The following is a 22,336-nucleotide window of genomic DNA, read 5'->3' as shown; positions in this document are numbered from 1 at the left end:
CGCCTCAGCGTTGCGTCGAACCAAAACCGTCGCCCCAGCCGGCGCAACGCGGATAGCGCACACGCGCGCCGATGCGGCACCGCGAGGGCTGCATGCGGTAAGCGCGCGCGGCATAGACGGGCGCGCGCAGGTTCGCACACGCGGCGTTTTGCGGCGTGCAGTCGATATGCACGGCGATCCGCGTACGGGTGCTGGGATCGTACCTATCGAATGCGGCCGGCGTGTCGTTGAACACATCGTTGCGCTCGACAACTACGTTGACTTCGGGAATACCTTTCATCGCTCTCTCCTCGCCGCGCGTTTCAGCGTGATTGCTGTGCGGTCGAGGAGATTGTGTCGATGCAGAGTGAGGGAAGAATGAGGACGCGCGGCGCTCAGGTTTTCGGCGCTTCGCCGAGCATGACGGTCCAGCCGAGCCCGCGTACATTGCGAATCACCGACTGTCCGAACTTCTTGCGCACCGAGTGAATGAGCACGTCGACGGCATTGCTCTCGACTTCCTTGCCCCAGCCATACAGCTTGTCCTCCAGCTGGTCGCGCGACAGGATCGTGCCGGGCCGTTCGAGAAACGCGAGCATCAGCGCGAACTCGCGCGCCGACAATACCGACGACACCCCATTGCAGCACAGCGTGCGCTTGTCGAGATCGAGGTTCAGCGCGTCGTCGCCGAGACGCGACGATGCGTAGCCCGCCTTGCGCCGCAACACGGCGCGCATGCGCGCCATCAGCTCGGGCACGTCGAAGGGTTTGAGCACGTAGTCGTCGGCGCCGACGTCGAGGCCCTGCACGCGCGCTTCAAGGTCGTCGCGCGCGGTGAGGATCAGCACGGGCACGGTGTTGCCCGCCGCGCGGGCCGACCTCAGCAATTCGATGCCGCCCATGCCCGGCAAGCCGAGATCGAGCAGGACGACGGTGTATTCGGCGGCAGCGATGGCCGCGCTGCCCGCATTGCCGTCGCGCACCCAGTCGACGCTGTAGTCAGCGTCCTGCAGCGCGCGCATCAGACTTTGGCCAATCTGCAGATCGTCTTCAACCAGTAGCACTCGCATGATGTCGTGTCCACAGCAAACGAAGCGTTGTCGTTGGCCGCAGCGCAAGGACCAATCAGCCGCGGGGCGCTCTGCACGCGGGCGGCGGTTTGCGATTCCGGGCCGTGGCCGCCGGCGCGCCCCACTCCCGCGCACCAGCCAGATCGCATGATAACCGAGCCCGCACAGGCTAAACCGTTCGGTATCGACGACAAAAAAAGGCCGACTGCCTACGCAGTCGGCCGAAGGATTCTGGCGTGCACCGATCGCCGTGCCAGAACCAGAGGGGTCTGCTCCAACAGTTCCCATCTTAGGCACGGCGAATTAGCAAAGAATGAGCGACACCGCGCTTATGGCATCGCTTATGGCACTGCTTACGGCACCGACGGAAAACCGATCGACGCGACGATCCCCGATTGCCCATCCGCACGATTGCGCAGGCTCGCCTCCCCGCCATACCGGTTCACGATGGCCTGCACGATCGACAAGCCGAGCCCGCTGCCCTCGATCTGCACATTGGCCCGGAAAAACCGGTCGAACACGCGCGGCAGCAGCGCCTCGTCGATGCCCGGCCCGTTATCGACCACTTCGATCCACACCTTCCCGTCGCGCACCTGGATGCTCAGATCGACCTTGCCGCCGTCGGGCGTGTAGCGGATCGCGTTGCTGACCAGGTTGCGCAGCGCAATGCCGATATCGGCGTCGTTCGCGCGCACGAACGCACTCGTCATCTCGTCGGCGCCGATGTCGATGCCGCGCTGCATCGCGATCGGCAGGACTTCGGCCACGGCATCGACGACCACCTCCGACACGTCGACGCGCGTCAGCGTATCCGCCTTCATGGGCGCATCGGCGCGCGCGAGCCGCAGCAGTTGCGCGATCATCCGGCCGCTGCGCCGGATGCCGCTTTGCAGTTCGCGGAAGCGCTCCTGGTTGCCGGGCGCGATATGCGGCGCCAGGTTGTCCGCCTGCAACTGCAGCGCGGTAAGCGGGGTGCGCAGCTCATGCGCGGCGTCGGCGATGAACTTCCGCTCGCTCTCGATGGACCGTTCGAGCCGTTCGATCATCGTGTTGATCGACAGGATGAACGGGCGTATCTCCGTCGGCACGCCCGAGGTCGACAGTTGCTCGAAATGCGCCATGTCGATGGCCTGTACCTGTCTGCCGAGCCGCGTCAGGCGCCTCAGCGCGCGCCGCACGACGAGCAGCACGGCGATCCACACCAGCGGCACGAGCACGATCATCGGCCACAGCGTATTCAGTGAGCGCGCTTCCGCGAGGTCCTGGCGCACGCGCGAACGCTGTGCGACCTGGACCACCATCGACGGCTCGCGCAGCGTGTAGATACGCCAGTTTTCGCCGTTCACCATCGCATTCGTGAAGCCCGGCTCGGCCTCGCGCGGCAACGCGAGTGAGGGGTCGGTCGAACGGTAAGGCGAATCGATGCCGTCCTTCCAGACCGTGAGATAGACATCCCGCTCCGGCTGCGAGCCGCGTGCGGGCGTGGTGGGCAGCGCATCGGCGAGGCCGCTGTGATACAGGCGCGTGGCCACCTGTTCGAGACGCAGATCGAGCAGCGCGCTCATGCCGGCTTTGGCAAGCTGCCACGAGCTGATGCCCTGCACCACGCCGACGACGCTCACCAGCACACAGAGGGCGAGCACGAGTTGATTTCTGAGGGAGCGGATCTTGGGCATGGACATGGTCTGATGCGTGCCGTCCGGTGAGAGTTGTGCTAACGGTATTGAACGCCAGGGCTGACGTGCCACACTGCATTGGCGGTCAGCGGTGCTTCCTTATTGGCGAGCCTTTCGGCGAGCCGATTCTACACCGCACTACACGCTCTTCTGGTTGTAGAGACAATGATGCGGGCGCGCAGAATTCTCTGCGCGCCCGCGGTTTCATATCGGGTTGGTCGCCGGGGTCGGTGGCCCTTCAGTGGCCCTCAGTGGCCCTTCAATGTCCGACGTAAATCGACTTCATCCCGACATCGTATTGAGGATGGAAGGCCACTCCGTCTTGCGACGTGCCGTCCGCGACGCCGCCATATCCGTCCGCGTGCTGCGCGTCGAGACGCGCCTGCGCAGCTTCGAGGTTCGCTGGATAGTGCGCCTTGTCGCCAATCGGGTTGTAGCCCGCGCTTTCCAGTTGTGTGAGTTGCGCTTCGACTTCGGCACGCGAGACGGGTGCCGTGGTTTGCGCAAACGAGGCGATGGGCAGTGCGAGCAACACAGCGACTGCAGCCGTCTGAATCAGCGTTTTCATGATGTTTCCCTCCGGGTTATTGGCTCGATGAGCCTTGCGATGAAGTTCATCGTAGAGATCGAAAATTAGAAACAAATGAGCGCACGTTATGGCACGCTCCCCGTCTGCCTAGCGCCAGTAGCCATAGCCGTAATAGCCGCGATAGGCATAGTGCGGATGCCCCCAGTAGCCGACCACGACGGGCGGCGCGTACACAGGCGGAGGCGGCGCGTAATACACAGGCGGCGCATACACGGGCAACGGCGCGACGGAGACGACGGGCATGACGGGCACGACAGGCGCAACGGGTCCAATCCCGACGCCGACGAACACGTGTGCCTGCGCGGCGCTCACCAGTCCCAAGCCGAGCAATGCGGCGACTGCAATGTGGCGAATCCCTTTCATGTTGTTCTCCTCGACATTCGATGCCCTGTCAGTGATGCATCGGTTGGTTCGCATTCTGTGCGCCGAGAGTGAGCAAAGAATTAGCCCCTGAATCAGGCCAAAAAATCGTTATGGCACACCGTGACATAACGATTGATCACACGCCTGACGCACTCATTTCCCGCTAATTCACCGCGCCTACGATTCATCCCGTCGATGCAGCGTCATGGTCGAAAGCGACGAAACGGCAAGCAGCACAAAGCCCGCGCATCGCAGTCACGCAGCCGTGCGAATCCCATTCGCCAGCGCGTTTCCTTATCGCACTACTGAAGGAGCACATCATGTTCAACAAGCTCGCACACCGTCTCGGCACGCTGTTCACGTCCTCGCGCGACAGCGAACGCGAAGCATGGCTCGCATCGTCGACGGACCTCGCCGATCTCGAACGCCGCCAGCGCATGCTCGACGACAGCAGCTATCCGTTTCACGTGAATTCGAACCTCGCGCCGCGCGACTGGATCGCGTAATGCACCGCGCAGTCAATCGAATCGAAGCAAAGGAGATCTGAAATGCGTCACTATCGAAGCGACAGTCCCGAGGCAGCCGCCCGCATCGTGGCCGCCTGCCTGCTGTCGGACGGACACGTCGGCGTCGACGAACTCGAAGCACTGGATCGTTACGGGATGGAAGCGCGCCTGAAGATGAACCGCGGACAACTGCTCGCCGTCATGCAGCAGATGTGCGAGGACCTGACGTCGACGGCCTATCTGAACTGGGGCGATACCTGCCGCCTCGACCCTGCCGTGATTTTTTGTCTTGCGCAGGACGTCAAGGACTGGCGGCTGCGCCGCGAAGTCATCGCGCTGTGCAACGAAGGCGCGCACGCAGACGGACATCTGTCCGAAGGCGAAGCGGCGTTCATTCAATTGTTGCGTGCGGCGTGGCAGATGCCCGAAGCGTACGACATGCACGACACGCGGAGTCTGCGGCGCAAACTGAAGTTGGTACCGATTCAGCCGGGCTGAGGGTCCATCACTTTCTCTCGATCCACCGCGCTTTCCCGCCGACGCATCATGTGCCGAGGTGGGAAAGCAACGCTTCCCTGTTCCTTCGAGCCTGCGTGCCGCTCGCATAGCACGAATCCGCCTATCGATAGCGTAAGCCGCCTGGACACCTTCGCACGAAATGTCAGTTCTCTTTGCGCGAGCGCGCTGCTTGAATGGACGTTCCCACTTACACGGAGACGTCAGATGTCGAATACGCAAGCGGGTTTCGCCCCATCGAACGCAAGCACGATCGTCACGCAAGCCGCGCATGCTGCGCCCGAAACGCTCGATCTGCGCCGCGTCGCCGGCCGCATCGGCGCGGAGATTCGAGGTGTCAGGCTGTCCGGCTCGATCGATGCGCAGACCTTCGATGCGATCCACGCCGCGCTGCTGAAGCACAAGGTGCTGTTCTTTCGCGGCCAGCAGCATCTCGACGACACCGAGCAGGAGGCGTTCGCGCGGCGCTTCGGCGAGACCGTCGCGCATCCGACCGTGCCGTCCGTCGACGGCAGCCGCCATCTGCTCGAACTCGATTCGCAGCATGGCGCGCGCGCGAACTCATGGCATACGGACGTCACGTTCGTCGACGCGTATCCGAAGATATCGATCCTGCGCGCAGTCGTGATTCCGCCGTATGGCGGCGACACCGTCTGGGCCAACACGGCGGCCGCTTACGAGAATCTGCCCGAACCGTTGCGCCGTCTTGCCGACACGCTCTGGGCGCTGCATACGAATGCCTACGACTACGCGTCGTCGCACGTGAACGCCGACACCGAGCAACTCAAGCGCTACCGCGAAGTGTTCACGTCGACGGTTTACGCGACCGAGCATCCCGTCGTGCGCGTGCACCCGGAGACGGGCGAACGCTCGCTCGTGCTAGGTCATTTCGTGCAGCGCCTGAAGGGACTGTCGGCGGGCGACTCGACGCATCTGCTGCAGACTTTCCACGATCACGTCACGCGGCTCGAGAACACGGTGCGCTGGAACTGGACGCAAGGCGACGTCGCGATCTGGGACAACCGCGCGACGCAGCACTACGCGATCAATGATTATGGCGACGCGCATCGCGTCGTGCGGCGCGCGACGGTGCACGGCGATGTGCCCGTGAGCATCGACGGGCGGCAGAGCGTGGTGCTGCGGGGTGCGGGCGCGACGCTGCAGTGAGCGGCGCGCTTGCCGGCAACCTTCGATGACTAGAAGTCGCCGCGGCCGATGGTCGTCGGCTGCACGGTGCTGCCCGGCAACGCGTATAGCGTGATGCTCACGTTGGTCGCGTCGACGCTGTTGCCGGCGGCCTGTTCGTTGAGTTCGAAACCTTGCGACTTGTACAGGCCGCCGTCGTCGAGATTCTGATAGCGGACGTCGTACGCGCCCGGTGCGACGCCGATCAGCGTGAAAGTCTGCCCGGCCGGCACGAAGAAATGGCGCACCGGCTGGTCGAACACGGACGCGTTGTAGACGAGTTTGCCGAACACGTCGAAGCGGTTGACGGAGTTGTCGATCGTCACCGAGGAATGCCCGCCCGGTGCGCCCACAGGCATGCCGTCGAGATAGGACGCCGTCGACGGCCAAGGCAGGCCGTTCGGCGCGAGCGTGGGCCTCACGAACAGCGCATGCGAGGCTGAAGCGCCGCCAGTGACGGACCCGTCGCTGGTCCACGGCGAGGTTGCTGCCTGCGCCGACGACATCGCCGCAAGACCGCGCCGTTTGCCATCCGGGGGCGTCGCGTCATCGGCGTCGGCGTGACTGCGCGTACCGTATGGCGAGCCATAGTACGAGCTATGCGAAGACGTGTTGCGCGTGAACGGCCACGGCGTCGTCGATTCCGAAATCGCGACGTAACCGAAGAATGCGCAGACGCCGATCACCGTCCAGCTTCGCAGCGAAATCTTGCGCAGCGAAAATCCGGACGCCGCGCGCGGCTTTCTCTTTGCAGCGCGCGGATCGATATGGGCATGCGATGACCATGTGCTCGAACGCGGCGGGACCTCGCGCCGGGTCTGCGCGGCTGCCGCCTGCCAGTTCGTCCGCTGGGAGGCCGGCGCCGACTGACGCGGCGGCGCTTGCGGCGCAGCCGCAGCAGCCGCTTCGCGTTCTTTACGCGCGAGCCATTCGTCGTGCTCCTTGCGTTGCACAGGGTCGCTCAGAACCGCGTAAGACGCGTTGATGATCTTCATCACCCGCTCGGCATCGGGATCGTCGATCCGCCGGTCAGGATGATATTTCTGACTCAAAGTCTTATAGGCCGCGCGGATCACCTCTTGAGGCGCGTCCCGCGAGACTTTCAGATTGTCGTAGTGGCTGTGAATTTTCACGCCCTTCCCCGATTGCCGTGCTGGTATTTTGTGATGATTCTACGCGAGCGCCGACGCGCCGGCCGCTCGCGAACGCGGCCGGCCACCGGCTTTTCGATCGCCGTTGTGGGCCAGGCCGCATTTCGCGCAGCGCCCGGCCGTATTGCGTTGCGGCATGCGCCGCGCCGTTCAGGCCGTTTTCTGGTCCTGCAACCGGACGTCTGCTGCTGCCGTGGTTTCGCGGCGCTCTTGCTGCTCGTTCCAGATCTGGCTGTCCGGGAACCAGAACGCGCCTTCGCGCGGCGGCACGGCGAGTTTAACCGGTAGTGACAAATTGAACATTTTCGACCAGGCGGACAGATACGACGGCGTCTTCACCAGATACCCGCAACTTGCGAGCAGAAGACTCGCGACCAGCGCCTCGCGTCCGATCGCCAGTCCCGGATGACCGCTGAAGTGCACGGGCGTGCTGCCCGTTGCAAGCAGCGTTGCGGGCGCGACGCTGACGGGCACGGGAAAGTCCCATTGGACGAAGTAATCGAGGAACGCCTGCTCGTCGCTCGACACGAAAATGTTTGTCAGTTGCCGCTCTTCGGCAAGCGTCCTCTCGACGAGACGGCAGAACGCTTCCCACGCAATCGTATGCGCCTCGGCCTTCTTGTCGGTGCCGCGAAAATGCACGCCGAGCGTCGACGTGCCGATGCCGAGCCGCTTGCGGATCGCGTCCACTTCGTCGCGGATCGGCGCGGCGGGCTGGTAGTGCGAACGGAACAGCGCGCTGGCGTGCCGCAGATCGAGCCTCGGCTCATACCGGCGACGAAACCCGAGCCCGCCCAGATCTCTCACGACCGACGTACGCACCCGCACGCTCGACGATGGCAGCGGCGCCGCGCCAATGGTGTCGAAGTATTCGGAGAACCAGTCGACCTTGCCTTCGGCGTCGCCATAAATTCCGCCGCGCGCGGAAATGAGCGGCGTGAGGCGCTTTTCTTCGCAATACATCAGGATGAACAGCACCATCTGCATGACAGAAAAGAAGCCGGAGTGCGCGCGAATCTCGATCGCAAAGTAGCCGCGGTTCAGACGTTGTTGCGCGTGCAACGTGATGCGACCCGGCGTGCTGATCGAATGTTTGAAGCGTTCGCTACGTCGGATGTGTCTCGCGATGTCAATCAACTTGTTCAACATGCCACGTCCCTCTCATGCGCCGGGCAGCCCTTCCCGGCAAGCCGTCTGTGTTCGAAGAAATCAGGCACATTGCGGCGCGGTGCGCGACGGGAGCGAGGCGTCCATCCTGCAGGCAGGTCCTGCCGCGCCTCGTTCGTCTTGGCTTTCGGGCCGCTTGCCCGATGCAAAATCAGCCAGCAAATAGACGTGTAGCGTCACGCGCCATATTATCGGGCACGAACGCGATGGTCGAGCGTCGCAAAATAGACAGTGTGCGCAGTCATACACTCAGCAGTTCGCGCTGCTAATCGTATGAACTTATCGGGCTGCGGGATGGGGATGGCTGAAACGGATGGGTAGGCTCGTGGCGGTTCGCTCGGCACGCCTGCGCGTCGAGCGCAGGCGGCATCCCAAAGCGAGTTGGGGGATCAACCTTTCATATCGACCCAGATGCGGCCCCAGGCGGTCGCGTACCTGAGCGCCTGCTCGCCGTCGTAGAAGAAGTCGAGCGCGTTGAAGATGCGAGCCGGCAGGCCCGGCTTTTCGATGATCAGATCGGCCGCATGCAGGCCATCGTCGCGAATTGCGGCGCTGGCTTGCAGGCGATAGCCACGGTGTGTGGTCAGCATGGGAATGGTCATGGGTGCGTCTCTGGCTTTCAACCGGAATAGCTGGCGCTAGGCCCGGCCGACGCCGTGCTTCATGCCCGTCCCGATCGCTCTCAGGCCAGGATTCGCATTATCACGATGCCCCGTTACTGTTCAATGACGGCCGGCGTTTTCGCGCACCGGCCCGCTTTTATCCTTTTAATCTGATCAATCGGCGATCGGCTTGCCGGATGCGTCCTTGACCTTCGCCTTCCATTGCGTGCGGATTTGCGACACGACGCCATCCGGCAGCGGAATGTAGTCGAGTTCCTGCGCGGTCTGGGTGCCGTTCTTGAAGGCCCAGTCGAAGAACTTGAGCGTTTCCTTGCCGCGATCCGGCTTATCCTGCGACGCATGCACGAGCACGAACGTCGCGCCGACGACGGGCCATGCATCCTTGCCCGGCTCGTTGGTGAGGATCTGATAGAACGACTTCGACCAGTCGGCACCCGCTGCCGCCGCCTTGAAGCTGTCCGTCTTCGGCTCGACGACGGCACCTGCCGCGTTCTTCAGCGACGTGTACGTCATCTTGTTCTGCTTCGCGTACGCCCATTCGACATAGCCGATCGCGCCCGGCAGCCGCTGCACGAACGCCGCGACGCCGTCGTTGCCCTTGCCGCCCGTGCCTGTCGGCCAGTTGACCGTCGTGCCTTCACCGACCTTGCTCTTCCACTCCGGGTTCACCTGCGCCAGATAGTGCGTCCAGATGAAGCTGGTACCCGAGCCGTCCGCACGACGCACGACGGCGATGTCGGTATCGGGCAGCTTCACGCCGGGATTGAGCGCGGCGATGGCCGGCTCGTTCCACTTCTTGATCTTGCCTAGGAAAATGTCGCCGAGCACCGGGCCGGAGAGCACCAGCGCACCCGGCTTGACCCCCGGCATGTTGACGACGGGCACCACGCCGCCGACCACAGTTGGAAACTGGAACAGGCCGTCTTTCGCGAGTTCATCGTCCTTGAGCGGCGCGTCGGAGCCGGCGAAGTCGACCGTCTTGGCAAGCACCTGTTTGATGCCACCCGACGAGCCGATGCCCTGATAGTTGATACGGCCGCCGCCCGTCTTTTGGTACGCGTCGGCCCATTTGGTGTAGATCGGGGCTGCGAAGGTACTGCCTGCGCCTGTGACGTCGGCTGCGTGCGCGAAGGAACAGGACAGCGCGCCGATGAGGCTGGCGGCTGCAATCAGAGCGATTTTCATGGTTTTCCTCAATGTCGACGGGAGTTGGCGCTTTAGCGCCTACACCGGCCCCACGGCGAGTCGACGGGCGTTGGCGCTTTAGCGCTTACGCCCGTCCCATGCACGAAAATGCAGTCGACCAGAGTTAGCGCCATGACACCCGACTCGAACCCACACAAGTGACTTGCTGAAAGCTTTGTATGGGGTGCGTTTCGAAGTTAGTCGCGCTTCATGACAAAGCGGTGACGGATGCAGCAGTCTTCAGAAGAGCAGATTGCACAGACAAATCCGCGTACGGCCGACGCGCGTTCGCAACGCTTCCCGGCCGTCAGGCGACTTCCCCCGCGAGACGGCCGAGTTGTCGAAGCGCCGCGTCCATCCGCTCATCGAACGGCCCCGGACAACTGAGGCGAATAAAAGAACGGAAGCGCTCCGAGTTCGAAAAGATCGAACCCGGCGCAATCCGTATACCGTGCGGCAACGCAGCTTCAAAAAGTGCATCCGACGACTTGCCATCGGGCAACTCGACCCAGAGCAGCAGCCCGCCAGGCGGCAAGCTCAGCCGCGTGCCCGTGGGAAAATATCGGCCAATCGCGTCGGCGCTCGCCTCACGCTGCACGCGCAGCTTCTCGCGCAATCGGTGCAGATGCCGGTCATACGCGCCCGAGCCGATGAAATCGGCCGCGACGAACTGCGCCAGCGACTCGTTATTCCGCGTTTGCGCGAATTTCAACAGCCGCACGCGTGCATGCCAGCGCCCCGACGACATCCAGCCGAGCCGCATGCCCGGCGCAAGCACCTTGTTCAGCGACGCGCAGTAGATCACGCCGCCGTCGCGGTCCCAGGCCTTCAGCGGCCGCGCGGGTTCCGTCGATTCGATCAGCTCGCGATACGGCTCGTCCTCGATCAGCGCGATGCCACGGCGCGCGCACAGCCGCACGAGTTCGGCCTTGCGCGTGTCCGGCATCACGCAGCCGAGCGGATTCTGCAAGTTCGGCACGACGACGAGCGCCTTGATGTCCGGGCATGCGGTCAACGCAATATCGAGCGCTTCGAGCGACAGGCCCGTCGTCGGGCTGGTCGGTATTTCGAGCGCGCGCAATCCGAGACTTTCGAGTATCTGCAACAGCCCGAAAAACGCCGGCGATTCGACGGCAATCGTATCGCCCGGTTGCGCGACCGCGCGCAACGCCAGGTTCACGGCTTCGACGCCGCCGCTCGTCACGAGCACCTCGTCGGGCGAGGCCGTGACGCCCGTCGACAACGCACGCTTCGCCACGGCCTGTCTCAGTTCCGCCGCGCCGCCGTCTTCGCCGACCTCCGTCAGCAGCGTCGGCCGATGACGCAGGATGCGCGAGGCGAGCGCCTGCAACCGCTCGGTCGGATAAAGCGCGGCATCGGCCGTCGCGCCGCCGAGATTGAGCGCATCCGGAAACGCCTGAGCCCGCTCGATCACGCGCGAGATGCGCTCGTGCAAGCCGACGTAGCGCGCCGGCTCGGCAAGCGCTGGAATGTCCGGCTCGGCGACGGTCGCCAGTTTCGAGGCAGGCGCGCGCCGCACGAAGTAACCCGCACGCGGCCGCGCCTGCAGCCAGCCGCCATCTTCGAGACGACGAAAGACCTGAATCGCCGTCGACAGACTCACGTGGTGCTGGCTCATCAACGCGCGCACCGACGGCATCCGGTCGCCGGGCGCGAGTGTGCCCGATGCAATCACCCGGCGATAGTGCTCGGCGAGGCGTTCGTACAACGGCGCGCCCGTGTCGGGCGGCGCGAGAAGCGGTTCGTCGTTCAGCAAGATCATCCTTCGGATCGTGCCTGCTACGTGGATAGATCGCCAGATACAGACCGTGGAAATTCAGACGGAAACAGAGCAACAAAAAAGTTCCTGTATCGGTACAGATTCTAAACGTGTGAGTCTGTTGCGGTCCGATGGCTGTCTTTACGCTTTCGACATGTGACCCGTCGATTCGGATATCGCCGGGTCGATCTGTTGACTGCTTTCGGACCGAGTTCTCGATGAAACCCTTCGAATACCGATACGCCCCTGGTCAGATTCACGCCGGCTGGTTCAAATGCGGCAGCGCGATCGTCGCGCTGGAAGGCACGCTGCGGGTGAGCTACCGCGATGCATCGCTGGATTGGCTGCTTGGCGACGCGCCCAAGGTGTCGGTCGTCCTTTGCGAAGGCGAGCGCCATGTGCTGCCGTATGAAGCGTTCGTGGAAGTCCTCGCAACCGGGCAGCGTGCCGCGATTGCGCAGATCGACGCGGGTCCGCGCGGACGGTCGATGGTCGCGACGATCGGGCGCTGGCTCGTTTCGGTTGGCCGCTTGAACGGCGCGCGGTTTCGGCGAAGCTGAAGCTGTGGCGTGGGGGATGCGCGCGCGGGTGTCGTCGCTCAAGCCGTGAATGGCAGTTCGGCTTGTATGGGCAGCGGCGGCGCCTGCTCGCTCGCCAGCGAGAGCCCGCTCACACGCACGCCGAGCAGCCGCAGCTTGCGTGTCAGTGCGACGCGTTTCAGGCACTCGGTCGCGGCACGCCGGATCGCCGCTGCGTCCGACGTCGCGGCGGGAATGGTCAGATCGCGCGTGACGGTGGAGAAGTCGTCGAAGCGCAGCTTGATGCCGATCGTGTGTCCGACGTAGCCCTTGCGCTGCAGGTCTTCCGCGACGCGCACGCACAGGCGCGTGAACGATTCCGACAGCGCGGGCCGGTCATGGCGCGGATGCAGGTCGCGTTCGAACGTCGTCTCGCGGCTCATCGACTTCGGCTCGGATTCGACGACGACAGGACGCTCATCGCTGCCCTGCGCGACGTGCGTGAGCCACGTGGCGTACTTGAGGCCGAAGTTGGCCTGCAGCAGATCCGGCGCCGCATGCGCCAGATCGCCGACCGTGTTGATACCGAGCGCAGCCAGCCGGTCGCTCGCCTTCGGTCCGATGCCGTTGATCTTCCGCGCAGCGAGCGGCCAGATGCGCGTGGGAATGTCTTCGGGCGTCAGGATGGTGAGACCGTTCGGCTTGTCCAGCTCGGAGCCGATCTTCGCGAGCAGTTTGTTCGGCGCGACGCAGATCGAACACGTCAGGCCCGTTGCGCTATGCACGGCTTGCTTGATGCGCGAGCCGATGTCGGCGGCATCGCCCGGTATGTCCGTGAGGTCGATATAGATTTCGTCGATTCCACGATCTTCGATACGCGTCGTGAACTTCGCCACTTCCGCCTTGAAGAGACGCGAGTAGTGGCGGTAGGAATCGAAGTCGGTCGGCAGCAGGATCGCGTCCGGCGCGAGTTGCGCGGCCTTCATCATGCCCATTGCCGAGAACACGCCGAATGCGCGCGCCTCGTAGGTCGACGTCGTGACGACCCCGCGGCCCGCGTAGTCCTTCAGCTTCGCAAAACGGCGCGTGCCGTCAGGCAAGGTCTCCGGTATCGCGTTGCGCCCGCCGCCGATCACCACCGGTTTCCCACGCAACTCCGGATAGCGCAGCAATTCGACGGATGCGTAGAACGCGTCCATGTCGAGATGCGCGATACGGCGGACGATGACACTCATGTTGCGTGATGCGGTTTGCGAGGAAGGACTGGGGTTGGGGTGCGCGACGCCAAATTATTCTGCCGGCGTCGCCCACTTAAGCCGCAGCGGACAAGGACAAGCAGTTTAGCAAGTCGCCCGCGCCGCAAGGATTGACGCACCCGCCACCTTCCCACATCGGTTAGACACGAAACACGTTGCCATCCGGACCGATCTTGCGCGGAATGCTCCGGTTGCCGGGGCGCTTTGTCGCCACCACCGGCGAAGCGCCGTGATCCGCCTGTACGTTGCCCGGCTCGGTGACCTTCCTCGCAAGCCGTGGCGCCGCCGGCTTTTGCGCATGCGGACGCAGCGGCTTTTGCACGGCCGGGGCGGCAGAATGACCACGCGCTTCCGGCGGATTCCAGATTTCGACGTACTTTTCCGCGTGCGCCGCAGAAGTCAAAACCAGCGCAATCAGCCCGACGCACAGACGACCTGCCTTCATCGCTCACTCTCCTTGCCTGGAATTTCCTGACGGGCTTCGCTTGCCTGGACGTGCGCAGGATCGTGCGCGAAAGCGTCTGTCACTGCCGGGCGCGCCGTGCCGACCGACCGGCCATTCTCGCATGCATAGAACGTCGGCTCGCCCGCCTTGCCGCGACGGATCGCCTCGTCGATTTCCCACTCGCCGAACGCCGGCTTCAGGTCCGCAACAAATGCCGCGATCTCCGGCATCGGATGACCGGCGGGTTGATGCACACGCATTTCCATGACGCACGCTCCTCTTGAATCGCACGCCGATACTGTATATTCATACAGGCTTTTGCGCAATTGATATGAAGGGGTGTTGCGTGAATCGTTAAGACAGGGAATTGCCGGGAACTGGGCAGGTCGCGTGAGACTCGCCGATGATGAAATGCTGCCGCCCGACGCCCGGCAAACGTGGACGCCCTTCACGCTGTCGAACATGCACATTCCTTCGCGCATGTCCGCACAGCGGACAAAGAAACGCCGGGCCGTCGCAATGTCGCGACGCCCGGCGTCAAGTCGTGATGAATCGAATCGCCGCGAATCGCTTGCCGTGTTCAATGACGACGTGGTCAGAACGAGTGACGAATGCCCACCATGCCAACGAACTGCGACGGTCCCGACGACGGCGTCGTGTTCTGCGAATCGCCAACAACCGCCACCGCATCCGCGATCGCCACGCCCGAACCCGACGCGATCAGCGACTTGCCACGCGCCAGTTGATACGCCTCCAGCGCGTAGAACGTGGTGCGCTTCGACAGGCTGTAGGTCTGCTCCAGCGAAATCTGGTGATACTGCGCCGGATCATCGATACCGTTCGCCTTGCTTGCGCGCGTGTAGCTATAGCCGATCCCCGCGATCACCGACGGCGTGAAGCGGTAAGTCGCGATTGCACCGTACGTGTTGAACACCGCCTCGCTCGCGAACAGCGAGTGCGAACCCGGCGCGTATTGCACGTTCGAGTAGTTCACGCCGACCATCAGGTCGCTGATGTTGTAGCGGGCGGCGGCAGCAATCATCTGCGTGCTGCTCGCGCTCGCGTAGCCGTTGTTGACGGGCGAATTGATCGCGAAGCTGCCGAGCGACTGGCTCGTCGTGATGTCCTTCAGTTTCACGTAGCCCGCCGCGGCCGAGAACGACTGGTAGTCGTAACGCAACGCCGCGCTCAGATTGCTGCCGTTCGTCACGCTGCCAGGCACGCCGCCGAGCCCGTATTGCGCGGCGAACGTGAGACCGGCGATATTCGGCGATGCGTAGGTGATCGAGTTGTTGAAACGGAGCGTCGTATCGAGCGCGTCGAGATCGCCCGGGTGCGCGCCCGTGGCGCCCGTCAGCACGCCTGTCGGGCCGAGCGCGCCGACCATGTTGAAGTAAGGCGTGTACTGGCGGCCGAGCGTCACCGTGCCGTACTTGTCGTTGCTCAAACCGACGTACGCCTGCCGGTTGAAGAGGTTGCCCGCGCTGCTTTGCGCGCCCGTCAGTGAATTGAAGCCGCTTTCCAGGCGGAAGATCGCTTTCGTGCCGCCGCCGAGTTCCTCTGCACCTAGCAAGCCGAACTTGCTCGCCTGCAGGTTGCCCTGGCTCATGTAGAAGTTCGAATGGCCGCGCTGATTGCTGACGTAGCTGAATGCGTTATCGACGACGCCGTACAACGTGACGCTGCTTTGCGCGAAAACACCTGTCGAAAATACGGCGCCCGCGAGCGGCAGGCATGAGAGGGCCATTGCACGCGTGCGCGTGCATTTCAAAGTCTTCATTGCTTGTAGTCTCCTTGCGACGGAGCAGGCGCTTCAACGCCCTGCTCTCGTCCCATGCAACATGGTGGTGGATTGAAAATGCGAACTGTTGGCGGTGTCGTGTGTTGAATTTATGAGTGCGCGAGTCGCAGCGTCAGTCGGCGCCAGCCGTTCACGATTGAATCACTGGTCACTTCGCCGTTCGTGCACATGGCGGCGCGGATCTCGGATGAAGGCAGGCTGACTTGCACGTCGTGTTGCTCGAACGGCATCTGCCCTTCACGGTCGATAGCGATACGCAGCGTGGTGGCGTCGCTTGCGATTGCGACATTCCAGCGCCCTTGCACGCCATCGCGCCATGCTTCCGTTTCGCCATCGTCCTCGACGCACCCGCCTTGCGCCGTGCCGGTTCCTTCGAATGGCAGCGCAATGAACGCACGCTCGTCAGCAGGTTGCGCGAAATGCTGATCCGCGACGTTCAACGGAATGACACTGCCTTCGCGCAGCAGCATCACGGGTTGCTCGAACGGCGCCGGCAGCGTCACGCCCTGCCCGCCCCCGAACACCTCGCCACTCCAGTAAGACGCCCAGCGCGCGCCAACAGGCAGATACACTTCGCGCTCGCTCTGCCCTTGCTCCACGACAGGCGCAACGAGCAGCGACGAACCGAGCATCATGTCGTCGCCATCGGCGAGGCAGCGCGGATCGTTGGGGAACTCCGCGAACAGCGGCCGCAGAACCGGCTCGTACGAGCGATGCGACTGCCACAGCAGTTCGTACAAGTACGGAATCAGCCGATACCGCAACTTGATGAGGCCGGCGATCTGCTCGGTCGCTTCGGGATACATCCAGGGTTCGTTGACGGTGCCGTCGTCGTTCCACGAATGGATGCTGAAACGCGGCAGGAAGATGCCGAACCCGACCCAGCGCAGCAGCAGTTCCGGCTCGGGCGCCGGACCGGAAAATCCGCCGATGTCATGACCGCTGTTCGACACGCCCGACATCGCGAGGCCGAGGCCCATTTTCAGGTTGTAGCGCAGCGTTTCCCACGACGTGTAGTTGTCGCCGGACCACGTCTGCACATAACGATGCATGCCGACGCCGCCCGAACGCGACACGAGAAATGGCCGCGTGCGGGGCGCGTGCTCGCGCTGCGCGTCGCGTGATGCGCGCATCATCAACTGCGTCTGCAGGACCTTGGCCTGGTGCGCGGGGAACGGCTCGCCGAAGCCTTGCGCGATCGCGTCGGGCGTCCAGATTTCAAACTCGTTGTTGTCGTTCCACGTCGATGCAATGCCGTAGCGCAGCAGACTGTCTTTCACGCGCGCTTTCCACCAGTCGATCGTGGCGGGATTGGTGAAGTCGAGATACGCGCCCACTTCGTCCCAGAACTGCACCCATGCGGGCTCGCCGTCGCGGGATTCGATCAGCAGACCCGCCTTCGCGGCTTCGTCGAATGCCGGGTGATCCTGCAACAGGCACGGCTTGATGTTCGCGCACAGCTTCACACCCTCGCGCAGATAGCCGTGCACGAAACCTTCGATGTCCGGAAATTTCTCGTGATTCCAGTTGAACACGTAACGCTTCGCGCCAATCGACGTGTAGCCCGACGACAAATGGAACGAATCGCACAGCACGTCATGCTCGCGGCAGCGCTCGATGAACTCGCCCATCTTGTGTTGCGCGTCGGGCGCGTCGGTGTAGCTCATCGTCGAGCCGGAATAGCCCAGGCCCCACTTCGGCATCAGCGCGGGCCGGCCCGTGAGCCAGGTGAAGCGCCGCACCGCGTGCAACGGCGTATCCGCCGACGCAATGAAGTAGTAGTCCAGATCGCCGTGCTCGGCGACGAAATGGCGGTAGTGGCCGTGATAGTTGTCCAGTTCGCGCCCCATGTCGAAGCGGCAGTCGGCGAGCGTGTCGTAGAACAGGCCAAAGCCCATCGACGTTTGCGGCTGCCACGTCACGTAGAACGGGATGTGCTTGTAGAGCGGGTCCGTGCTGCGTGCGCTATAGCCCATCGCGTCGATGTTGCGCATCTCGTAGCGCTGGTTCGCGCGGTCCAGCGTGCCGGCGCGCTCGCCGAGGCCCACATACATCTCACCGCGCTGCCGCTCGACATAGTGATAGACGCGCTCGTCCCACCAGCCGAAGTTGTACGCCTGTGTCTTACGGTCGTTCATCACGTCATGCCATGCGCCGTCGCGCGCGATGGCCCACGAACAGAAGCCGCCGTCCAGCGCGACCGTCAGACGGACCTGCGCGGTTTCGACGACCAGCCGTTCCGCGTCGCTCGTCGCGCTGAATACCGTTTTGCCGAAGCCGCTCGTGTCGCGCCGGTCGCGGCCATCGAGCGGCACGTCTTCCAGACCGGGCGCAATCGACCAGGTGCGCGGTCCGCGAAGCTCGCCCGTCGGCAGCACGAGCACGCGGATGATGTCCTCGGCGAGAACGAACAGTTCGATCCGCGCGCCATCCGCAGCGGACAACACGATCGGATTGCCGGCTTCCCCGGTCGGGGTTTCGGCGAGCGGTTCGGAGACGGAAAACCGCGGTCGATTCTTCAACGTAGCCATGATGTATTTCCAGGTCAGTCAGTTCAGGCCGCGCTGCCCGCGCCGTTTTCGACGCGTTGCAGACGGGCGTCGCGCGACACGCCGCGCATCAGGATCACCAGCAGCGTCGCGCCGATCAGGTCGAACGCGCCGAGCGCGCCAAACAGCGGCGTGTAGCCGATCTTGTCGGCCAGCGCGCCCACCATCAGCGAAAAACCCAGCCCGCCGATCCACGCCGCCATGCCCGCAAAGCCCGCGGCGGTGCCGACTTCGCCGGGTTCGAACACGTCGGCGGCCAGGGTGTTGACGAGCGCGGAGATCATCTGGTGCGCGAAGCCGCCGACGCAGAACAGCGCAATGGCCTCGTACGGCGAAGCGACCAGCCCGATGCACGCCGGACCGATCATCATGAATGCGCCCAGCACGACGCCCACGATGCGCGACCAGATGAGCGGCACGCGCAGCCGCTTCATCAGGAACGGCGACAGATAACCGCCGAACAGACCGCCGAGGTGCGAGGAACGGCAGCCACGCGAACAGCGCGATCTGTTTCAGGTCCATGTGGCGCTCAGTGGCGAGATAAAGGGGAATCCAGAAGCTGAAGGTTTGCCACGCCGGCTCGGCGAAGAAGCGCGCCTGCGCGATCGCCCAAAAACGGCGCGTGCCGAGCACTTCGCGGATGCGGCGCTTGTCCTGGCCGTCCGCAGCAGGCGGCGTCTGCCCTTCGACAATGGCCGTGCGCTCTTTCTCGCTGATCCGCTTGTGGTCGGCGGGCGCGCGATAGAACACGTACCAGAGCGCCGCCCACACGAATCCCAGCGCGCCCGTCACGGCAAACGCGCTCTGCCAGCCGTAGCGCAGCGACAGAAACACGACCAGCGGCGGCGCGAACAGCGAGCCCAGCGACGTGCCCGCGTTGAAATAGCCGACAGCCACTGACTTCTCGCGATTCGGAAACCACTCGGCAACCACCTTCATGCCCGCAGGAATCGCGACGGCTTCCGACAAACCCATCAGACCGCGCAGTGCAGCGAGCGACAGCCAGCCGCTCGCGAGACCGTGCAGCATGCCGGTTGCCGACCAAAGGCAGGCGAACAGCGCGAAGCCCAGACGCAGCCCGATCAGATCGATGATCAGCCCGCAGACCGGCTGCATGATCGTGTAGCCGATCTGGAACGCGCCGACGACGTACGAGTACTGCTGCGTGTTCATGTGCAGCAACGTCTTCAGCTCTGGCGCCATGACGCCGAGCGCGTTGCGCGACAGATAGTTGACGATGGTCCCGAGGCACACGAGCGCGATGATCCACCAGCGCAGGCCAATGATTGTTCTCAAGTCTGTCTCCATTTCCTTTGTGCAGACCGGGCCCGAGGTTGCCCGGTGGTGTCGCTGATGAATGCGCGAATTCGAACATTCATTTAGCGTTTATCATCGGTCATCGTATCACTCAAACGTCTGTAGGATACCAGGGAAAACCATGTAGTACGCGCGACAGACCACGCGACAAGCCTGTCAGATGGCCGTTCTGCGCGATTTGCGGGCGGCTGTGTTGCGAAAGGACAAAAACGTGGATGGAGCGCGCATGATGTTCATTCGAACATCAGATTGTTCTCTTACGCGCCAAAAGGAAGATTGGAATGGCGAAGAGGCTGTCCACACACAGGCCGAAAGGAGTCTGATTTTCGGCAGCGTCTCGTGAAATGGGAAACAAGACCGAAGAAACCGCTGCGTGACAGGAAAATTCTTTGAGATACGTCGTCGTACAAGTCGGGACAAACGAGTATCGGCAGAAAATTCGCCAATACTTTCTTTTACCTTTCTTATTTCTTTCGATTTAGACTAGCGCCACCACCCAGAACACTATGGAGCGCTATATGGGGAATTTAGGAGGTTTCATGCAAGGTGCAGTCGCATTGGGCGGCTGCATCGGACTGTTCGCGACGGTCGTCTGTCTCGTCGAACTATTCAGCGGCTAATCGCCAGATCAGCGCTGGAGACCACATCACACCAAAGAGCCGTCGCAAACCGACGGCTCTTTTTTTCACTCATGCTCGACGGCCTGGGCTTCTTCCATCGTCGACGCCCTCACCCGCTCGGCGAAGCTTTGCAGCGCCGCCAGCGATCCGTGCACGCTGTGATATTCCTGTCGACCGATCCGTGCTTCGAGCACGACGGTCATGCCTGCTTGTCGCGCTACGTCCAGGATGTCCATTTCAATCTCCGCTATCCGTCCGAACTCTTGAATCGCCTGGCGCCCTCAAAAACCCGCGCGCCTTGGTATCTATTCTAGGAATCCCTCGTCAAGCATCAATCGTATCCGCGGGGAATCTATGTTTGCGTGGCGACAACAATCCACACGTCGTGCTGGCACGAAAGTCGATGCACGCTGAAGTGGCCAGATTCACCGCACGCCCGCGTGCCTGTAGGATCTCGGTTGCCAGCCACGCGCGGCGCACGCAGCAGGACAACGGCGTATGAGAGGACGTCATGATCGTTTACAAGTTCGGCGACGGTTCCGGCACGATGCCGCCCGATCTCAGTCCATTCGTCGTCAAGCTCGAAACGTGGCTGAGACTCTCGGGCATTCCGTACGAAGGACGCATCGGCAACCTCAACGCGATGCCGAAAAAGAAGCTGCCTGTCGCGGAGATCGACGGCGTGACGATCTGCGATTCGTCCGCGATCATCAGCTATCTGCAACGCCGTTATCCGAATGCGCTCGACGACGCGCGGCTCGATCCCCAGCGACGCGCGCAATCCGCCGCGATCAAGGCGCTCTTCGAAACGCACCTGTATTTCGTGACCGTGTATTTTCGTTGGGCCGTCGAAAGCAACATGGAAATCTACAAACCGATTCTGAGCGACTACGCGCGGCTCACCGCGCCGCCACCGGTCCGGCCGCTGGTGGGCGCGCTCGCGGCGCTGCTGATGCCCGTGATCCGCCGCAAGGTGCTGCGCCAGACGTGGGAGCAAGGCACGGGACGGCATAGCTACGACGAAATCGCGCAGATGGGCATCGAAGGCTGGCAGGCCGTCGCCGATCTGCTCGGCGACCAGCCGTTCCTGCTCGGCGACGAGCCGACGACGATCGACGCCACCGGCTTCTCGTGGGTCCATACGACGGTCGCGCATCCATTCGAAAGTCCGGTACGCGACTTCGTCTCGCAACATGCTGCGTTGATGGCGTATCACGAGCGGATCGCCGAGCGCTGCTGGCCGGACCTGACGCGAGCGGCGCGACGCTGAATTCCCGCATGCGCTGTCATGAATCGTCAGTGGCGCTGGCCTGCCTTGCGAACCGCGAAGTGTCTATTCCGCGCCACGCGTGCACCAACGACAATCTCCGCTAACCTCATTCTTCCGCGCGCATCCCATGACCAGCCTTCCGATACTTTCCGCGAACGTCCTGTTCGCCTACTCCGCGTATTTCGTCGGCACGGCGAGTCCTGGGCCGAGCAATCTGGCCATCATGTCGATCGCGTCCACGGACGGGCGCAAGGCCGCGTTCGCGTTCGCCGCGGGCGTCGTGTGCGGCTCGTGCTTCTGGGCGATGCTGGCAGCGCTCGGGCTGTCGGCGGCGCTGCTGGCGTTCTCGGGAGCGATGGTCGGGCTGAAGATTTTCGGCGGCTGCTATCTGCTGTGGCTCGCGTTCAAGTCGGGGCGCTCGGCCTTGCAGCCGCGTGCTGCCCGGACGCAATCAGCGGGGACGCATCTGCCGTTGCGCCGCATCTACGCGCGCGGCCTGCTGCTGCACCTGACGAACCCGAAGGCGATTCTCGTGTGGATTTCGGTGGTGGCGCTCGCGTCGCCTGCGAACGGCGGCGCGCCGCATATGCTGACCATCGTCGCGGGATGCCTCGCAATCGGCATGCTGGTGTTCGGCAGCTATGCGGCGCTGTTCTCGACCCCGCTCGCGCGCCGCGTGTACCTGTCGATTCGCCGCTGGCTCGACGGCGGCCTCGCGATCGTCTTCGGCCTGGCCGGTTTGAAGCTGTTGACCTCGCGCGCGTAACGCA

The 22,336-nt window shown here is 63.3% G+C and carries 22 protein-coding genes and 1 pseudogene; 6 read left to right on the top strand and 17 right to left on the bottom strand.

What is annotated here, in order from left to right; all coding sequences use genetic code 11:
* Nucleotides 1-4 precede the first annotated feature (4 nt).
* The 5 genes from H1204_RS20460 to H1204_RS20440 form a co-directional block, all read right to left on the bottom strand.
* Entirely contained in the window at nucleotides 5-280 is a 276-nt protein-coding gene (locus H1204_RS20460) for a hypothetical protein (protein WP_180732471.1), read from the bottom strand.
* A gap of 94 nt (nucleotides 281-374) precedes the next feature.
* The gene (locus tag H1204_RS20455) at nucleotides 375-1,049 is read right to left on the bottom strand and encodes a response regulator transcription factor (RefSeq protein WP_007589771.1); all 675 of its coding nucleotides are present in this window, start codon (nucleotides 1,047-1,049) and stop codon (nucleotides 375-377) included.
* Nucleotides 1,050-1,402: 353 nt separating this feature from the next.
* A complete protein-coding gene (locus tag H1204_RS20450) occupies nucleotides 1,403-2,731 on the bottom strand; it encodes an ATP-binding protein (RefSeq protein WP_180732470.1) in 1,329 nt (442 codons plus the stop codon).
* 253 nt (nucleotides 2,732-2,984) lie between these two features.
* Nucleotides 2,985-3,293, bottom strand: a complete 309-nt coding sequence (locus H1204_RS20445) for a DUF4148 domain-containing protein (RefSeq protein ID WP_180732469.1) — start codon at nucleotides 3,291-3,293, stop codon at nucleotides 2,985-2,987.
* Between the two features lie 108 nt (nucleotides 3,294-3,401).
* Entirely contained in the window at nucleotides 3,402-3,677 is a 276-nt protein-coding gene (locus tag H1204_RS20440; protein WP_180732468.1) for a hypothetical protein, read from the bottom strand.
* Nucleotides 3,678-3,997: 320 nt separating this feature from the next.
* Here H1204_RS20440 and H1204_RS20435 point away from each other — a divergent pair, with 320 nt between their 5' ends.
* The 3 genes from H1204_RS20435 to H1204_RS20425 all read left to right on the top strand — a co-directional run bounded on the left by H1204_RS20435 (nucleotide 3,998) and on the right by H1204_RS20425 (nucleotide 5,866).
* Nucleotides 3,998-4,183: a DUF3563 family protein gene (locus H1204_RS20435; RefSeq protein WP_180732467.1), complete on the top strand. Its 186-nt coding sequence runs from the start codon at nucleotides 3,998-4,000 to the stop codon at nucleotides 4,181-4,183.
* A 42-nt stretch (nucleotides 4,184-4,225) separates the two neighbouring features.
* Entirely contained in the window at nucleotides 4,226-4,681 is a 456-nt protein-coding gene (locus H1204_RS20430) for a TerB family tellurite resistance protein (protein WP_180732466.1), read from the top strand.
* A gap of 225 nt (nucleotides 4,682-4,906) precedes the next feature.
* On the top strand, nucleotides 4,907-5,866 hold the full coding sequence (locus H1204_RS20425) for a TauD/TfdA family dioxygenase (protein ID WP_180732465.1): 960 nt from the start codon (nucleotides 4,907-4,909) through the stop codon (nucleotides 5,864-5,866).
* A gap of 29 nt (nucleotides 5,867-5,895) precedes the next feature.
* Here the strand turns inward: H1204_RS20425 and H1204_RS20420 are convergent, their stop codons facing one another.
* The 5 genes from H1204_RS20420 to H1204_RS20400 form a co-directional block, all read right to left on the bottom strand.
* Entirely contained in the window at nucleotides 5,896-7,017 is a 1,122-nt protein-coding gene (locus H1204_RS20420; RefSeq protein WP_180732464.1) for a J domain-containing protein, read from the bottom strand.
* 168 nt (nucleotides 7,018-7,185) lie between these two features.
* Complete coding sequence (locus tag H1204_RS20415; protein ID WP_180732463.1) at nucleotides 7,186-8,184, bottom strand: hypothetical protein; 999 nt, start codon at nucleotides 8,182-8,184, stop codon at nucleotides 7,186-7,188.
* Nucleotides 8,185-8,591: 407 nt separating this feature from the next.
* Nucleotides 8,592-8,804 (bottom strand): hypothetical protein, encoded by a 213-nt coding sequence (locus H1204_RS20410; RefSeq protein WP_131242264.1) that lies wholly within the window; start codon nucleotides 8,802-8,804, stop codon nucleotides 8,592-8,594.
* A gap of 174 nt (nucleotides 8,805-8,978) precedes the next feature.
* On the bottom strand, nucleotides 8,979-10,010 hold the full coding sequence (pstS, locus tag H1204_RS20405; RefSeq protein WP_180732462.1) for a phosphate ABC transporter substrate-binding protein PstS: 1,032 nt from the start codon (nucleotides 10,008-10,010) through the stop codon (nucleotides 8,979-8,981).
* Nucleotides 10,011-10,317: 307 nt separating this feature from the next.
* A complete protein-coding gene (locus H1204_RS20400; RefSeq protein WP_180732461.1) occupies nucleotides 10,318-11,793 on the bottom strand; it encodes a PLP-dependent aminotransferase family protein in 1,476 nt (491 codons plus the stop codon).
* 215 nt (nucleotides 11,794-12,008) lie between these two features.
* Here H1204_RS20400 and H1204_RS20395 point away from each other — a divergent pair, with 215 nt between their 5' ends.
* A complete protein-coding gene (locus H1204_RS20395) occupies nucleotides 12,009-12,350 on the top strand; it encodes a hypothetical protein (RefSeq protein WP_180732460.1) in 342 nt (113 codons plus the stop codon).
* 38 nt (nucleotides 12,351-12,388) lie between these two features.
* On the opposite strand, the gene dinB is transcribed toward H1204_RS20395, so the two are convergent.
* From dinB to H1204_RS20360, 7 genes and pseudogenes are all read right to left on the bottom strand, one after another.
* Nucleotides 12,389-13,543, bottom strand: a complete 1,155-nt coding sequence (gene dinB / locus H1204_RS20390) for a DNA polymerase IV (RefSeq protein WP_180732459.1) — start codon at nucleotides 13,541-13,543, stop codon at nucleotides 12,389-12,391.
* A gap of 160 nt (nucleotides 13,544-13,703) precedes the next feature.
* Complete coding sequence (locus tag H1204_RS20385; protein ID WP_180732458.1) at nucleotides 13,704-14,009, bottom strand: hypothetical protein; 306 nt, start codon at nucleotides 14,007-14,009, stop codon at nucleotides 13,704-13,706.
* Nucleotides 14,006-14,275, bottom strand: a complete 270-nt coding sequence (locus H1204_RS20380; protein WP_180732457.1) for a hypothetical protein — start codon at nucleotides 14,273-14,275, stop codon at nucleotides 14,006-14,008. The genes H1204_RS20385 and H1204_RS20380 overlap by 4 nt, the downstream gene beginning before the upstream one ends.
* A gap of 329 nt (nucleotides 14,276-14,604) precedes the next feature.
* Entirely contained in the window at nucleotides 14,605-15,789 is a 1,185-nt protein-coding gene (locus H1204_RS20375; protein WP_180732456.1) for a porin, read from the bottom strand.
* A 110-nt stretch (nucleotides 15,790-15,899) separates the two neighbouring features.
* On the bottom strand, nucleotides 15,900-18,341 hold the full coding sequence (locus H1204_RS20370; protein ID WP_180732455.1) for a glycoside hydrolase family 31 protein: 2,442 nt from the start codon (nucleotides 18,339-18,341) through the stop codon (nucleotides 15,900-15,902).
* A 23-nt stretch (nucleotides 18,342-18,364) separates the two neighbouring features.
* Nucleotides 18,365-19,655 (bottom strand): annotated as a pseudogene (locus H1204_RS20365) (MFS transporter).
* Between the two features lie 706 nt (nucleotides 19,656-20,361).
* Nucleotides 20,362-20,532 carry a hypothetical protein gene (locus H1204_RS20360; protein WP_007743880.1) on the bottom strand — a complete coding sequence of 57 codons (171 nt, stop codon included), beginning with the start codon at nucleotides 20,530-20,532 and terminating at the stop codon, nucleotides 20,362-20,364.
* A gap of 275 nt (nucleotides 20,533-20,807) precedes the next feature.
* On the opposite strand from H1204_RS20360, the gene H1204_RS20355 reads away from it, so the two are divergent.
* Both H1204_RS20355 and H1204_RS20350 read left to right on the top strand, forming a co-directional pair.
* The gene (locus H1204_RS20355; RefSeq protein WP_180732454.1) at nucleotides 20,808-21,566 is read left to right on the top strand and encodes a glutathione S-transferase family protein; all 759 of its coding nucleotides are present in this window, start codon (nucleotides 20,808-20,810) and stop codon (nucleotides 21,564-21,566) included.
* A 127-nt stretch (nucleotides 21,567-21,693) separates the two neighbouring features.
* Nucleotides 21,694-22,332, top strand: a complete 639-nt coding sequence (locus tag H1204_RS20350; RefSeq protein ID WP_180732453.1) for a LysE family translocator — start codon at nucleotides 21,694-21,696, stop codon at nucleotides 22,330-22,332.
* The last annotated feature ends 4 nt before the right edge of the window (nucleotides 22,333-22,336 follow it).

Source organism: Paraburkholderia sp. PGU19 (assembly GCF_013426915.1).
Taxonomy (GTDB): Bacteria; Pseudomonadota; Gammaproteobacteria; order Burkholderiales; family Burkholderiaceae; genus Paraburkholderia.
Note: the sequence above shows the minus strand (reverse complement) of the source record. Positions and strands in the feature narration are given on the sequence as shown.